13 protein-coding genes are annotated in these 14,638 nt (G+C 67.1%); 7 read left to right on the top strand and 6 right to left on the bottom strand.

Annotated features, from left to right (window positions below):
* The 5 genes from GM672_RS24595 to GM672_RS24615 all read left to right on the top strand — a co-directional run.
* The coding region (locus GM672_RS24595; protein ID WP_155473166.1) for an ATP-binding cassette domain-containing protein at positions 1-687 on the top strand (687 nt) is incomplete at its 5' end.
* Between the two features lie 358 nt (positions 688-1,045).
* Entirely contained in the window at positions 1,046-2,338 is a 1,293-nt protein-coding gene (locus GM672_RS24600; RefSeq protein WP_371867098.1) for an NCS2 family permease, read from the top strand.
* Positions 2,339-2,727: 389 nt separating this feature from the next.
* The gene (gene galK / locus GM672_RS24605) at positions 2,728-3,816 is read left to right on the top strand and encodes a galactokinase (protein WP_155473167.1); all 1,089 of its coding nucleotides are present in this window, start codon (positions 2,728-2,730) and stop codon (positions 3,814-3,816) included.
* Positions 3,817-3,891: 75 nt separating this feature from the next.
* Positions 3,892-5,679 carry a glycoside hydrolase family 2 protein gene (locus GM672_RS24610; protein WP_155473168.1) on the top strand — a complete coding sequence of 596 codons (1,788 nt, stop codon included), beginning with the start codon at positions 3,892-3,894 and terminating at the stop codon, positions 5,677-5,679.
* A 93-nt stretch (positions 5,680-5,772) separates the two neighbouring features.
* Positions 5,773-7,035 carry a glycosyltransferase family 1 protein gene (locus GM672_RS24615; protein WP_155473169.1) on the top strand — a complete coding sequence of 421 codons (1,263 nt, stop codon included), beginning with the start codon at positions 5,773-5,775 and terminating at the stop codon, positions 7,033-7,035.
* Between the two features lie 111 nt (positions 7,036-7,146).
* Here GM672_RS24615 and GM672_RS24620 read toward each other — a convergent pair whose 3' ends face one another.
* The 3 genes from GM672_RS24620 to GM672_RS24630 form a co-directional block, all read right to left on the bottom strand.
* Positions 7,147-8,064, bottom strand: a complete 918-nt coding sequence (locus tag GM672_RS24620) for an NAD(P)/FAD-dependent oxidoreductase (RefSeq protein ID WP_170300226.1) — start codon at positions 8,062-8,064, stop codon at positions 7,147-7,149.
* Positions 8,061-8,564 (bottom strand): hypothetical protein, encoded by a 504-nt coding sequence (locus tag GM672_RS24625; RefSeq protein WP_155473170.1) that lies wholly within the window; start codon positions 8,562-8,564, stop codon positions 8,061-8,063. The genes GM672_RS24620 and GM672_RS24625 overlap by 4 nt, the downstream gene beginning before the upstream one ends.
* A gap of 135 nt (positions 8,565-8,699) precedes the next feature.
* Positions 8,700-9,002, bottom strand: coding sequence for a hypothetical protein (locus GM672_RS24630; protein ID WP_155473171.1), 303 nt, complete (start codon positions 9,000-9,002; stop codon positions 8,700-8,702).
* Positions 9,003-9,092: 90 nt separating this feature from the next.
* Here GM672_RS24630 and GM672_RS24635 point away from each other — a divergent pair, with 90 nt between their 5' ends.
* Positions 9,093-9,554 carry an Lrp/AsnC family transcriptional regulator gene (locus GM672_RS24635; RefSeq protein WP_155473172.1) on the top strand — a complete coding sequence of 154 codons (462 nt, stop codon included), beginning with the start codon at positions 9,093-9,095 and terminating at the stop codon, positions 9,552-9,554.
* A gap of 22 nt (positions 9,555-9,576) precedes the next feature.
* Here GM672_RS24635 and GM672_RS24640 read toward each other — a convergent pair whose 3' ends face one another.
* Entirely contained in the window at positions 9,577-10,749 is a 1,173-nt protein-coding gene (locus tag GM672_RS24640; protein ID WP_155473178.1) for a DNA topoisomerase IB, read from the bottom strand.
* A 161-nt stretch (positions 10,750-10,910) separates the two neighbouring features.
* Between GM672_RS24640 and GM672_RS24645 the strand changes: the two genes are divergently transcribed.
* Positions 10,911-11,669 (top strand): DUF481 domain-containing protein, encoded by a 759-nt coding sequence (locus GM672_RS24645; protein WP_155473173.1) that lies wholly within the window; start codon positions 10,911-10,913, stop codon positions 11,667-11,669.
* Here the strand turns inward: GM672_RS24645 and GM672_RS24650 are convergent.
* Both GM672_RS24650 and ctaD read right to left on the bottom strand, forming a co-directional pair.
* The gene (locus GM672_RS24650) at positions 11,666-11,974 is read right to left on the bottom strand and encodes a hypothetical protein (protein ID WP_155473174.1); all 309 of its coding nucleotides are present in this window, start codon (positions 11,972-11,974) and stop codon (positions 11,666-11,668) included. The genes GM672_RS24645 and GM672_RS24650 overlap by 4 nt on opposite strands.
* A 2-nt stretch (positions 11,975-11,976) precedes the next feature.
* Positions 11,977-14,517, bottom strand: a complete 2,541-nt coding sequence (gene ctaD, locus GM672_RS24655) for a cytochrome c oxidase subunit I (RefSeq protein ID WP_155473175.1) — start codon at positions 14,515-14,517, stop codon at positions 11,977-11,979.
* Positions 14,518-14,638: the final 121 nt, after the last annotated feature.

A 14,638-nucleotide genomic window follows, 5' to 3' on the forward strand; every position in this document is an offset into this window, starting at 1 on the left:
CTCGACGACGCCGTCCGGGCCGCGGCGCAACGCGTGACCGACGACGCCACCACTGCCCTCGTGCTGCCCGCCAGCGCCGTACCGCCCGGCCGCACCGTGATCGCCTGCGACGGTGCCGTGCCGCCATGGTCGCCGTCCGCGCCGCCGCTGGACCTGGTGCTGGCCGGACCCGTGCGGCTGGCGGTGACGGGGCCGAACGGCTGCGGCAAGAGCACCCTGCTGAAGATGCTGGCCGGTTTGCTCGCGCCATTGGCCGGCACCTGCGGCGTACGCGTCCCTTTCGCGTGGCTCGACCAGCAGCTGCCGTCGGCAGGCGACGCCGATGTACTGCAAACCCTGGCGATGCTGGACACGCCGCTGGCCCAGGGGGAGCTGCGCGCCCGCCTGGCCCTGCTGGGCCTCGACGCGGCGCGGACGACGACGCCGCTGGCGCGGCTTTCCGGCGGAGAGCGCATCAAGGCGGCGCTGGCCTGCGCGCTGTGGCGTCGCACGCCGGCGCAACTGCTGCTGCTGGACGAACCGACCAACCACCTCGACCTGGCGGCCACCGGCGCGCTGGAAGACGCGCTGCACGGCTGGCCCGGCGCCCTGGCCGTCGTCTCCCACGACAGCCATTTCCTCGCCGCGCTGGCGCCCACGCATACGCTGGCCTGGCACGCCACCGGCTGGCGGCTCGAAACGCACTAGCGCCAAGGCCGTGTCAACATCGCCGTCAGGCACGTTTGTCGACACGAGCTGGACCGTGGACCGGAGCGCTCCGCCACTTCATTCCTGCTGAGCCCGTGTCCACCTTGGGGTCAGACCCCGACAAGACACGAGCTCATCACACGAAACGCGGATGCGGCCGCGACAATTTAATGGACGAGTCCGTGTCCAGGTAGGGGTCTGACCCCGTGGTGGACAAACGCCGAGCCCGTGTCAACATCGGGGTCAGACACGGTTGTCGTGATGCATTGGCATGACGGGCGGCGCGTGGTGATTTTGCCCTCCGGCCGAGCCCGATGGTATCCTGCCGGTCTTTGACCTATGGGACAGCATCGTGTCGATCGCGGAAAAATTATTCAGGCTGAAGGAAAACGGTACCGATGTACGCACGGAAGTTATTGCCGGGCTGACAACCTTCCTGACGATGGCGTATATCATCTTCGTCAATCCCACCATCCTGGCCGACGCCGGCATGCCGAAGGATGCCGTGTTCGTCGCCACCTGCCTGGCCGCCGCGCTGGGCACGGCCATCATGGGCCTGTATGCCAATTACCCCATCGGCATGGCGCCCGGCATGGGTCTGAACGCCTATTTCGCCTATGCCGTCGTGGGCGGCATGGGCGTGCCCTGGCCCGTGGCGCTGGGCGCCGTCTTCATTTCCGGCTGCCTGTTCGTGCTCGTCAGCGTGGCCGGCCTGCGCGAGATGATCGTCAACGGCATTCCCCGTTCGCTGCGCACGGCCATCACGGTGGGACTCGGGCTGTTCCTGGCCCTGATCGCGCTGAAGAGCGCCGGCATCGTCACGGCCAATCCCGCCACGATGGTGGCCGTTGGCGACCTGCACCAGCCCGGCGCCATCCTGGCCATCATCGGCTTCCTGCTGATCGTCACGCTGGACCGGCTGCAGGTGCGCGGCGCCATCCTGATCGGCATCGTCGTCGTCACCGTGCTGAGCTTCTTCTTTGCCGGCAATACCTTCCGCGGCATCGTGTCGGCGCCACCGTCGCTGGCACCCACATTCGGCGCGCTGGACGTGACGGGTGCGCTGGCGACGGGCATCCTGAACATCGTGCTGGTGTTCTTCCTGGTTGAACTGTTCGACGCCACCGGCACCCTGATGGGCGTGGCCAACCGGGCCGGCCTGCTGGTGGCCGGCAAGATGGAACGGCTGAACAAGGCCCTGCTGGCCGACAGCGTCGCCATCGTGGCCGGCTCGGCCCTTGGTACGTCGAGCACCACGGCCTATGTCGAGAGCGCCGCCGGCGTGCAGGCGGGCGGGCGCACGGGCCTGACGGCGCTCGTCGTCGCCCTCCTGTTCCTGGCCTGCCTGTTCATCGCCCCGCTGGCCGGCGTCGTGCCGGGCTATGCGACGGCGCCGGCCCTGCTGTTCGTGGCCTGCCTGATGCTGCGCGACCTGGCCGATATCGAATGGGGCGAAACGACCGAAAGTGTTCCGGCCGCCATCACCGCCCTGTTGATTCCGTTCACGTATTCGATTGCCCACGGGATTGCATTCGGCTTCATCACCTACGGCGCGCTGAAACTGCTGACGGGCCGCGCCCGCGAAGCCAAGCCCATCGTGTGGATCATCGGTGCCGTGTTCCTGTTCAAGTACGTCTACCTGGGCGCCTGATACTTTTCAGCCCGGTTCCAGGTCCCTCGGGGCTCGGAACCGGCGCAAGGTTCTGTCAGTCTCCCACCTTCCCCATTGTAGTAATTCTCCTACGAGTTAGTAACCACCGGTTAGTCTCCCCCATTGGGAACCCTGTTACGCCCGGCGGAGTGACCAATAGTTACGAACTGTTGAGTCGAAAAAGAGGCTAATTGCCGCGCGGAATTGACTTAGCAGGCTGCCATTCATTGATAGGATTTCTACTCGCGCCACACTCTGCGACAGGAAACCGTCAACATGCATCCACTCGAACAGCTCCAGCCATGCCCGCGCCAGCGCGGCGATGGGCTGCGCCGCGAGTCGGAAAAATCCGATCCCGCCGCCACGGCGGTCAGCGCGAGGGGCGCGGCATGACGACCGTTCTGTCGCCCACGGCGTTCTTTGGGGGTCCGCCGCGGGTCCATGCGTGGGCACCGGGCCGCGTCAACCTGCTGGGCGAGCATACGGACTACAACGACGGCTTCATGCTGCCCATCGCCACGCCGCAACGCACGGATGTGATGGCCGCCCCCAGCAACGACGGCCGTTTCCACCTGTATTCGGCCACGCTCGATGCGCACGTCGAATTCGGCGCCGACGAGGCCGCGCCGCCCGGCTTTGCCCGCTACATGGAAGGCTGCATCCGCCTGTTGCAGGCGCGCGGCGTGGCCGTGCCGCCGCTGCGCATGTATGTGCGCTCGAACCTGGCGCTGGGCACGGGCCTGTCGTCCAGCGCGGCACTGGAAGTGGCCACCTTGCGCGCCTTGCGCACACTGCTCGCTGCCGAACTCGATGACGTCGCGCTGGCGCAGATGGCACAGCAGGCCGAGATCCGCTATGCCGGCGTGAACTGCGGCATCATGGACCAGATGGCATCGAGCCTGGCCGACAGCGAACACATGCTGTTCCTCGATGCCCGCACCCTGGCGCACCAGGTGCTGCCGCTGCCGCCGGGCGCCGAAGTGATCGTCATCGACTCGGGCGTGCCGCGCAAGCTGGCCGACAGCAAGTACAACGAACGGCGCGCCGAGTGCGAGGCGGCCGCCAGGCTGCTGGGCGTGCCGGCGCTGCGCGACGTGACGGACCTGGAACAGGTGGATCGGCTGCCCGCCCCGCTGAAGGAAAGGGCGCGCCACGTCGTCAGCGAGAACCTGCGCGTGCTGGAAGCGCGCGGTGGCGTCGAGGCGGCACGCTTCGGCGAATTGATGAACCAGTCGCACGCCAGCCTGCGTGACGACTACCAGGTGTCGATCGTGGCCCTGGACGAATTGACGGCGGCCCTGCGCGCCGACCCGGAAGTATTCGGCGCCCGCCTGACCGGCGCCGGCTTCGGCGGCGCCTGCGTGGCGCTGTGCAAGTCCGGCAGCGCCCGCGCCGCCGGCGAACGCGCCGTGCGGCGCATGAAGGAAGGCGGCGGCGCGGCCGCCAACGCCACGCTGCTCATACCCGCGCATGGTTAGCACCACACCAATGCGGCAGCACCGGACACCTGGTGACCGGCGGCTTACAACAAGAACTCACACCATGAGGACATAATGAGCGACTTCGAATACCCAAGGCCACAGCTGGTCCGCGACCACTGGCAGAACCTGAACGGCAAATGGCAGTTCGCGTACGACGACGAACGCCGCTTCTGCAAGCCCGACGACGGCATCGAGTGGACCCACGAAATCAACGTGCCCTACGCGCCGGAGACGAAACTGTCCGGCATCCATGACACGGGCTTCCATTACGTCGTCTGGTACCGCCTTGAATTCGACCTCGAACGTACCGGCGGGCGCACCATCCTGCATTTCGGCGCGGTCGACTACCACGCCAGGGTCTGGGTCAACGACCGCCTCGTGACGACCCACGAGGGTGGCCATACGTCCTTCAACGTCGACATCACCGATGCCGTCGTCGAAGGCGGCCCCCAGGTCATCGTGCTGCGCGTCGAGGACGATCCGTCGGACCTGCAGAAACCCCGTGGCAAGCAGGACTGGCAACTGGAGCCGCACTCGATCTGGTATCCCCGCACCACCGGCATCTGGCAGACCGTGTGGGTCGAACAGGTGCCCGACACCTACCTGAAGAACGTGCGCTGGACGCCGCACTTCGACGGCTTCGAGATCGGCTGCGAAATCATCGCCGCCGGTTCGCGCCGCGAAGGCCTGTCGGTGGAAGTGAAGCTGTGGCACGGCGACGTGCTGCTGGCCGACGACGACTACAAGCTGATGGGGCAGGAAGCGAACCGCAAGATCGCCATTTCCGACCCCGGCATCGACGATTCGCGCAACGATTTGCTGTGGAGCCCGGAACGTCCGACCCTGCTCGATGTCGAATTGACACTGCGGTGCGACGGTAAAGAGCTGGAAACGGTAAGATCGTACACGGCGCTGCGTTCAGTGGCCATCAACCGTGACCGCTTCATGTTGAACGGCCGGCCTTATCCGCTGAAACTGGTGCTGGATCAAGGTTACTGGCCGGACAGCGGCATCACGGCACCGAACGATGCGGCCCTGAAGCTGGACGTGGAACTGGCCAAGGCCATGGGGTTCAACGGCGTGCGCAAGCACCAGAAGATCGAGGACCCGCGCTATCTTTACTGGGCGGACAAGCTGGGCCTGCTGGTATGGGAAGAAATGCCTTCCGCCTACTCGTTCAGCCCGCGCTCGATGACGCGCCTGATAAAGGAATGGCAGGAAGCGATCGAACGCGATTACAGCCACCCTTGCGTCATCGTGTGGGTGCCGTTCAACGAATCGTGGGGTGTGCCGAACCTGACGTCGATGCAGGCACATCGCAATGCCGTCGAAGCGTTGTACCACATGACGCGGATGATGGATTCGACCCGGCCCGTGATCGGCAACGACGGCTGGGAAGCTTCGGCGACGGATATTTTGGGTATCCACGATTACGACAGCGACCCGCAGCGCATCAAGGCGCGCTACGAAGTGAGCGACCCGGCACGCACGCTGTTCGACCAGCGGCGTCCGGGCGGACGGATCCTGACGCTGGACGGCTTCCCGCATCGCGGCCAGCCGATCGTGCTGACGGAGTTTGGCGGCATTGCCTTCGACACCAAGGCACCGGAAACGGATACGTGGGGTTACTCGCGTGCCAATACGGCCGAGAGCTTCTATGAGCATTACACGGAGCTGCTCAAGGTGGTCAACGAAACACAGATGTTTTCCGGCTTCTGCTACACGCAGTTCGCCGATACGTACCAGGAAGCGAACGGCCTGCTGAACGCGGACCGGACGCCGAAGATTCCGCTGGAACAGATCAGTGCGGCCACGCGAAGTGTCCAGCTGGTCGTACCGGAACCTCCGAAACCTGCTTAGCGCCCACCGCGGGCCCCGGGCCACCGGGGCTCCACAGAAGGCGCGGTATTTTTACCACCACAATCAACGACCCATTTGGGCAAGGGAGAAATTATGTCAACCATTATCGTGTTCTGCCACCTACGCTGGGACTTCGTCTTTCAGCGCCCCCAGCACCTGCTGACACGCCTGGCCAAACATTACAAGATCGTGATGGTGGAAGAACCTATTCATCACGACGGCGACAGCTTCATGAAAATCCGTGAAGTGGCACCGAACATCACCGTCTGCCAGCCGCACACGCCGATCCAGCAGCCCGGCTTCCATGACGACCAGCTGCCGATCCTGCAGCCGATGATCGCCGAACTGATGCCCGAGGGCGAAGACCCGATCGTCTGGTTCTACACGCCGATGGCCCTGCCGCTGCTGCCGAAGCTGCACGCTTCCGTCGTCGTCTACGACTGCATGGACGAACTGTCCGCCTTCAAGAATCCGCCGCGCCAGCTGCTGCAGCGCGAATCGGCCCTGCTCAATATCGCCGACCTGGTGTTCACGGGCGGCCCGAGCCTGTACGAAGCCAAGCGCACCCGCCACGCCAACGCGCACTGCTTCCCTTCCAGCGTGGATGCGAAGCACTTCGCGCACGCCCTGGAGCGCGCCGACAGCCACCCGGACCAGGCCCATATTCCCCACCCCCGCCTGGGCTTCTACGGCGTCATCGACGAGCGCCTGGACACCGACCTGGTGGCCAAGGTGGCCGATGCCAACCCGGACTGGCAGATCGTGCTGGTCGGCCCCGTCGTCAAGATCGATCCGGCCCAGCTGCCGCAGCGCGCCAACCTGCACTACCTGGGCCAGCGCAGCTATGACGAACTGCCGAAGTTCCTGGCCGGCTGGGACGTGTGCCTGATGCCGTTCGCCCTGAACGAGGCGACCAAGTTCATCAGCCCGACCAAGGTGCTGGAATACATGGCGGCCGAACTGCCGATCGTCTCGACGGCCATCCGCGACGTCGAACAGCCTTACGGCGAGATCGTCGCCATCGGCCACACCTACGACGATTTCGTGGCCCACTGCGAAGCGGCCCTGAAGCAGAGCCCGGAGCAGACGGCGCAGATGGTCGAACGCATGCGCAAGGTCGTGGCCAACACGTCCTGGGAAAACACGGCATCGCGCATGCGCACCCTGATCGACACCACGACGCCTTCGCACAACTTCGCCCGCCTGACGGCGGCCGATACGGTCACGGACAGCATTCCCGTGCCGGCCGCTGCGGCCAAGGTCAATCCGCTGCGCACGCCCGTGAACGTGCCCAAGGTTGGCGCCTTGCTGGCCAGTGGCGGCGGTGCGGCCAAGGCCGTCAAGCTCGACGCGTAAGCATGCAGGGCCCGCGCTGCGGGCCTTGCGCGTGACAAGAAAAACGGCAGCCCGCGGGCTGCCGTTTTGACGTGCGCTTCTACGTGAATCGATCCTGCCTGTACCTTACGCTCAGGCGCGCTGCCGGAACTGCCAGGGCAGCGCGTTGTGGATGGCCGTGGCCGCTATCGCCGCCTGCCCCGCCGCCACGCTGATCTGGTTCAATCCGACGACAACGTCGCCGATGGCGTACAGGCCCGGCACCGTTGTGCGCTGATGACTGTCGACGACGAGCTTGTCGCAATCCCCGGCGGCCGCGCCCATGTCCACGCCCAGGGTGGAACGGGCTTTCTCGCCCAGCATCGGATAGAACACGTCGAAGCGGTAATCCTCGCCGTCCTCCGTATGCAGCACGGGCAGCTTGTCCTCCGTCAGCGTCACGCCCTTCAACGCCGACGTCACGTAGCGCACGCCGGCCGCCTCCAGCCTGGCTGCCTCGTCGGCGGAAAGGGGCTCGCCCGGCTCGCGCTCGAACAAGGTCACGTCGCAGGAAAAGGTGCGCATGAACAGCGCATGGCCGGTACGGTTATGCGGCTGCGAGACGACTGCCACGCGCTTGTCGAGGATATCGTAGCCGTCGCAGACGGGGCACAGGCGCACGGCGCCCGTGGCCACCGCCTCGTGCCAACCTTCCACGGGCAGGCCGGCATCGGCCACGCCGGTGGCCAGCAACACGACGGGAGCGTGGATTTCACCGCCGTCGTGGCTGGCGACGAAGATGTCGCCAGCCTTGCGCAGGGCCGTGATTTCCAGGTCGTCGATGGCGCCCTCGTAGCACGTCAATTGCTGGCGCAGGCGCTCGAGCAGTTCGTTGCCGCAGATCCCACCCGGGAAACCCGGATAGTTGTGGCTGACGGGGATCAGCGACAGGCGACTGTGCCCCTTGTCCGCGACGATGACGTCGCGGCGAAAGCGGCGCAGGTAGATCGCCGCCGTCAGCCCGCCAGGGCCGCCGCCGACGATCAGGGCTTCACAGCGCCGTATGCTCACCGGCGGACCGGCGCGCCGGCCGCTGTGGGGTTGCCGCCCGGCGCGCTGCCGGGCAAGGCCAGCGGGTCCGGCGTGGCCGGACCCGGCGTGGGCGGGACGTTGTTCGGGCCGACGGTACCCCAGGTACCGGCGTTGATGGGGGCGGACGAGCCCGTCGCACCCGCCGACAGCGAGGTGCCGCTGGCATTGGTGATGCTGGTGGTGCCCGGGCCCGTCATGGCGGGGCGGTTGTCGACCGTGCCGAGCGGGGCGGTGACACCCGGCGTGCCGATGGCGGCGCCCGTCCAGCCCGGTGCTGCGGCGGGGGGCATTGCCTGGCTGCGCGCGCTGTTGATACCGGCCGCGCCCGACGGCGCGCCGCCTGTATTGACTTGGCTATTGATCCGGGTATCCAGTTGCGTATTGACCTGGCCGTTCAGCGGCTGGTTGCTATTCGACTGGGCCATGGCCGAGCCGCTTCCCAGTGCGGCAACGAGCAGGCAAGCTGCGGTGGTTTTCATGACGATGCTCCTGATTGACGGATGGCCTCATTCTGTCATGGCGCCACATCAGGGGGCGTAGGAGCACGCCGCGCTGCACGGTCGGAACGGGTCGCATGCAACCAGCATGCAATGCAATGGATCACTTGCAACGGGTCAAGTACGCCTGTCGGGTGCCGACGGCAGCTCGCGGATTTTCAGCACGCCGATGATATTGCAGAGGCGCAGCCGGCACAGCAGCAACGGTTCCGGCGCGTCGGCCTGCACGCGCACGTGTACGTCGACGCCGTGCCGCCCGGGCGCCATGCTCAGGCTGTGCAAGCCCAGGCCGCCCCGCCGCAGCACCGCCAATACCGTTTCCATCGTGGCCGTGGCCACGTCCCGCTCCACCCGCAGGCGGAAGATTTTCTCATGCAGTTCCATGCTTCCACTGTAGCGCGGCGGCGCGGGAATAGGCATCCATACTTTCGGTCAAATCCGTCATTTTGCAGAAGATCCTGCTGCGCATATTAGAATACTGGAGTACATATTCCCTGGAACGGCAATATCATGGATAAACTGGATGAAACGGACCGCCGCATCCTGCGCGCCCTGCGCCGCGACGGCCGGCTGTCGAACACGAAGCTGGCCGAGGCCGTGGGCCTGTCGACGACGCCATGCTGGAACCGGGTGCGGGCGTTGGAAGACGGCGGCGTCATCGAAGGCTACACGGCCCTGCTGAGCCAGCACGCACTGGGCCTGCCGGACACCGTCATCATCGAGGTGACGCTGGACCGGCACGACGACGACATGCTGGAAAAGTTCGGCCTGGCCCTGGCCGAATTGCCGGAGGTGATGGAAGCCTATTTGCTGACGGGCGAATACGACTACCTGATCAAGGTCGCCGTGGCGGGCACCGCCGGCTACGAGGAGTTCCTGCGACGCAAGCTGTACAAGTTACCCGGCATCCGGCACAGCCGCTCGACCTTCGTGCTGCGCTGCCTGAAGCGGGCCCATTCCGTCGAGCCCTGACTGCCTGCCGCATTCCGCCGTATCAGGCCACGGCGGCTGGCGCCCCACGCCGCGCGGCCGGCCGCTTGCGCGCGGGCGCCCCGGCGCCCTTCTTCTTCGGGGCCTTGGCGGCCTGCTCCGCTTCCCGCTCCAGCCGCTGCTGCAGCAAGGCCAGCACGGCCGCTTCCTCCGGCTGCAGCGCGTGCAGGTCCTGCGTCAGCTCCTGCTCGGCGCGGGTGCGCAGCGCGGCAAGTTCGGCGCCGTCCAGGTAGGCATCCAGCACGGCCGGGTGCACGTAGCACTTGCGGCACACGGAAGGCGTGTTGCCCAGTTTTTTCGCCACCGATTCGATGGCCCGCACGACGTTCTTCTTGGCCTGGGTCTCAGAATCGAATTTCTCGAACTCCTGCAGCGCCAGCGCGGCCAGTACGGTGCCGGACCAGGTACGGAAGTCCTTGGCCGTGTAGTCCTCGCCCGTGATCGTGCGCAGGTAGTCGTTGACGTCGGCCGAGTCGATGGCATGGGTGGTGCCGTCGTCGTCGACGTACTGGAACAGCTCCTGGCCAGGCAGGTCGCGTGCCCGCGCGATGATGCGGGCCAGGCGGCGGTCCTCGACCTTGACGTCGTGCCACACGCCGCTCTTGCCGCGGAAGCGGAACTCCACTTCCTTGCCGTCGATGCGCACATGGCGGTTGCGCAAGGTGGTCAGCCCGAAGGACTTGTTCTCCTTCGCGTATTCCTCGTTCCCGATCCGCATCATGGTCGCCTCGAGCAGGTAGACGATGGTGGCCAGCACCTTCTCGCGGGGCAGCCCGGGCAGGCTGAGGGCGGAGTCGACGGCCTTGCGGATGGCCGGCAACGCCCGGCCGAAGGCGATCATGCGTTCATATTTGACCTCGTCGCGCACGCTGCGCCAGCGGGGATGGTAGCGGTACTGCTTGCGGCCCCGGGCGTCGCGCCCCGTGGCCTGCAGGTGGCCGTTGGCCTGGGCGCAGATCCACACGTCCTGCCAGGCCGGCGGGATCGCCAGCGTCTTGATGCGGGCCAGGGTGGCCTCGTCGTCCACCGGCGCGCCGCCGGCATCGCGGTAACGGAACCCATCGCCGCTGCGCTCGCGCGACAGGCCGGGCCGCGTGTCCGTCACATAGCGCAGGCCGGCGGCACGGGCCGCCGCCGGGGCGTCCGCGGCGGCGGCGCTCATTTCTTCGGATTTCATCATGGGTCTCCTGGCAAGGTCGGCCCAGTGTGCCACCGCCGCGTGGCGCGCTCCGTACGCCAGGCCACACGGGCGCACCTGGGGTACAATGCTGCCTCTACCGTATCCGTCCGCCCATGCGCCGCGCGCCCCAACGCTGCCGCGCCGGCCAGTACATGCCCATGACCATACGCTTCGCAACAACCGCCACCACGTTCGCCCTGGCCGCCTGCCTGCACGGCGCTGCCCTGGCGGCCGACGTCATCGAGGAACGCACGTGGAATACCTCCGCCGAACTGGGTGCCATCACCACCAGCGGCAATACCAGCGGCACCTCCGTGACAGGCAAGATCGACGCCCGCCAGGAACTGGAAGACTGGAGCAACCAGTACATCCTGACAGGCTTCTTCAAGGAAGACCGCACCACCGACGACGACGGCGACAAGCAGTCGATCCGCTCGGCCGAACGCTTCGCCCTGTCTGCCCGCGGCGCCTATAAACTGATGGAGGACGGCGAGCGCTTCTACCTGCTCGGCTCCCATGTCAACGACCGCTTCGGCGCCTATACCCGCTACTCGTCCGTGTCGGTCGGTCGCGCCAAGCGGCTGTACAAGTCGCCCGACAAGATCGTCGAAGTGGAACTTGGTCCGGGTTACTTCAACGGCGTACGCGCCACGGGCGAGGAGGAAAGCGGCATGACCGTGCGCGGCGCGGCCAATGTGCGCTGGCAGATCAGCCCATCGGCGCTGTTTACCCAATCCGTCGCCGTCGAGCGGGGCACGTCGAACGTGCACTCGGTGGCGGAGACGGCACTGTCGACCAAGATCAACAACACCATGCAGATGAAGGCGGCCTTCAGCGCCCGCAGCGACAGCAATGTCCCGGTGGACAAGAAGAATACGGATACCCAGACGTCGGTGACCCTGGTCTATTCGTTCTAAGCGCAGCGCCCGACCGCCAGCAGCGGCATGCTGCTCCAGGCGATGCCGATGACGCCCAGCACGGCGCTGCCCAGCCGGGCCTGCGACAGCAGATCCGGCCACCCGCCCCGCCATGCACGCCGCAGCAGCCAGGCAGCGGTGCCAAGCGCCACCACGGTGGCGCCACACAACGTCCACCAGCGCCAGTCGCGCCCACCGCCCGGCGTGCACAGGGCAGCGGCGAACAGGTAGCAGAACGTGAAGTGCGCCGCCCATACCAGCAGCGGCGCCACGCCTGCCATCGTCTTCGGCCACAAGCGATCCATCGTCACCCCATCATTCTCGGCAGCAGGTGCAGCGCGGCCGCCATGACGAGCCCCTGCCCCACCGTGTAATGCCAGATCAGCGCGCCATTGTCCAGGGTGGCGCGGCTGCCCGGTGTCAGGCGCCGGGCCAGCGAGCGGGCCAGCATGAACGGCGCCACCAGGGCCAGCAGGGCCACGTGCAGGCCCTGGTAGGCCAGCAGGCCCGCCACGCTGGCGCCCCAGGCGTGGGCCACGGGGTCGAGCCGGGCCCCGACCTGGCCGGCGATCTCGATGCCGAAGGCGGCGAACATGCACAGCGCGCCGAGGACGAGCAGCCAGCGCAGCGGCGCCTGGTGCGGCCCGGCCAGGGATCGCCGCCGCGCCAGCTCGACGGCGCCGGAACTGGCCAGCAGCAGCGCGCAGGACAGCAGCGGCAGCAGCGGCGCGGCCAGCCGGGCGCCGGGCGGCGGACAGATATCGAGCCGCATCGAAATGTGCACATACGTGAACAGGAAGGCGATGAAGACGCCCGCGTCGACCACCAGCATGATGACGGTGGCCCACCACGATACCCGCGCCGTACCGGCAGCGCCCACCGGCAGCAGGTTGTCCGCGCCCATATTGTCGGCTACGCGGGCGCGGTCTTGCGGCGGCGGCTGGTCCTGGCGCCACAGCCAGATCATGACGGCCGCGATGGCGCCGATGCCGCAGGCCCAGGCCACGACCGTCAGCTTCATCGTCATCAACAGGAAGAAGCCTGCCGTGCCTGCCGCGGCCAGGAACGGCGCCCAGCCGTCCGTCGGCAGCACCAGCAGGTACAGGGGGCGCGCCTTGACGGGACTGGTGACGATGGCTTCCCGCAGGCCCGTGGCGGTGCCGGGCAGCCAGTGCCCGCCCGCCTCCACCTCGCGCGCCAGGGTGGGCCGGTCCCACAGGGGGTTTTCGCTGTCCACCTGCGGAATGCTGCGCACGGCGTAGCAGTCCGCAGGCAGCCACTCCAGCGTGGCCGCGCCCCACGGGTTGCCCGGCTCCCGTTCGGGCTTCATCAGGGTGCGCACCAGGTCGACGAGGAACAGCACGACGCCGGCCGCCAGCACGAAGGAACCGACCGTGGAAACGAGGTTCAGGCCGTCGAGTCCCAGGCCGGAAGGATAGGTGTACACGCGGCGCGGCATGCCCAGGAGGCCGCTGATGTGCATGGGGAAGAAGGCCAGGTGGAAGCCGCCGAACATCAGGCCGAAGATCCAGCGCCCCAGCCGTTCGTTCAGCGCGTGGCCGCGCACCAGCGGCAGCCAGTAGTAGATGCCGGCAAATACGGGGAACACCATGCCGCCGATCAGCACATAGTGGAAGTGGGCGACGATGAAATAGGTGTCGTGCACCTGCCAGTCGAACGGCACGACGGCCACCATCACGCCCGTCAGCCCGCCCAGCACGAAGATGAACATGAAGCCCAGCAGGAACAGCGCCGGCGCCGTGACACGCACGTTGCCGCGCCACAGGGTGCCGATCCAGGCGAACACCTGCACGGCCGTCGGCACGGCCACGGCCATGCTGGCGGCCGACACGATGCCCGACTCCAGCACGCCCAGGCCGGCCGTGAACATGTGGTGGGCCCACAGCCCGAAGCTGAAGAAGGCGACGCCCACCAGCGCGACGATGACGGCGCGCCGGCCCACCAGCGGCGTGCCGGCGATGGTGGGGATCATCGTCGACACCATGCCCGCCGCCGGCAGGAAGATGATGTAGACCTCGGGGTGGCCGAAGAACCAGAACAGGTGCTGCCACAGGATAGGGTCGCCGCCCCGCTCGGCGATGAAGAAGGGCCAGTCGAAGGCCCGCTCCAGTTCCAGCAGGGCCGTGCCGGCAATGACGGCGGGGAAGGCAAAGACGATCATCACGCCGACCACCAGCATCGACCACGCGTACACGGGCATGCGCGCCAGGGTCATGCCGGGGGCCCGGGTGAACAGGATGCCGACGATCAGTTCGATGGCCCCGGCAATGGCGGAGATTTCGATGAAGCCGATCCCCAGCAGCCAGAAGTCCGCGTTCAGGCCGGGCGAGTACTGCTTGCCCGTCAGCGGCGGATACATGAACCAGCCGCCGTCCGGCGCGAGGCCGACGAACAGCGTGCAGAAGAAGCCCAGCCCGCCGATGGCATAGGCCCAGAAGGCATAGGCCGACAGGCGCGGGAACGGCAGGTCGCGCGCGCCCAGCATGCCGGGCAGCAGGTAGACGGCCAGCGCCTCGACGATGGGAATGGCGAACAGGAACATCATCACGCTGCCGTGCATCGTGAAGACCTGGTTGTACGTGGCGGCCGACAGCAGGGTGTTTTCCGGCACGGCCAGCTGCACGCGCATCAACAGGCCCAGCACGCCCGCCAGCAGGAAGAACAGCAGCGCCGTGCCGATGTACAGGAGGCCCACCGTGGTGTTGTTCACGGCCGTGAAGATGCGCCAGCCGGTCGGCGTGCGCCACACCTTCTCCAGGCGTTCGAGTTCGCCCTCGGGCCGCGGCAGGTCGCTGGGCAGAATGGCCTCCTCGCTGCCCCGGTTCATTTCAAGGCCTCCAGCCACGCCGCCAGCGCCCGCAGGTCCGCGCCGGACAGGCCCCGCGTGGCGGGCATGCGCGCGCCCGGCTTGATCGCCTGCGGGTCCGCCACCCAGCCGGCCAGCGTGC

The organism is Pseudoduganella buxea (genome assembly GCF_009720835.1).
Lineage (GTDB): Bacteria > Pseudomonadota > Gammaproteobacteria > Burkholderiales > Burkholderiaceae_D > Rugamonas > Rugamonas buxea.

Bases quoted from the DNA above. Each gene is read 5' to 3' on its own strand.
- galK (WP_155473167.1), top strand. From the start codon at position 2,728: ATGACGACCGTTCTGTCGCCCACGGCGTTCTTTGGGGGTCCGCCGCGG.
- GM672_RS24610 (WP_155473168.1), top strand. From the start codon at position 3,892: ATGAGCGACTTCGAATACCCAAGGCCACAGCTGGTCCGCGACCACTGG.
- GM672_RS24615 (WP_155473169.1), top strand. From the start codon at position 5,773: ATGTCAACCATTATCGTGTTCTGCCACCTACGCTGGGACTTCGTCTTT.
- GM672_RS24625 (WP_155473170.1), bottom strand. From the start codon at position 8,564: ATGAAAACCACCGCAGCTTGCCTGCTCGTTGCCGCACTGGGAAGCGGC.
- GM672_RS24630 (WP_155473171.1), bottom strand. From the start codon at position 9,002: ATGCCTATTCCCGCGCCGCCGCGCTACAGTGGAAGCATGGAACTGCAT.
- GM672_RS24635 (WP_155473172.1), top strand. From the start codon at position 9,093: ATGGATAAACTGGATGAAACGGACCGCCGCATCCTGCGCGCCCTGCGC.
- GM672_RS24640 (WP_155473178.1), bottom strand. From the start codon at position 10,749: ATGAAATCCGAAGAAATGAGCGCCGCCGCCGCGGACGCCCCGGCGGCG.
- GM672_RS24645 (WP_155473173.1), top strand. From the start codon at position 10,911: ATGACCATACGCTTCGCAACAACCGCCACCACGTTCGCCCTGGCCGCC.
- GM672_RS24650 (WP_155473174.1), bottom strand. From the start codon at position 11,974: ATGGATCGCTTGTGGCCGAAGACGATGGCAGGCGTGGCGCCGCTGCTG.
- ctaD (WP_155473175.1), bottom strand. From the start codon at position 14,517: ATGAACCGGGGCAGCGAGGAGGCCATTCTGCCCAGCGACCTGCCGCGG.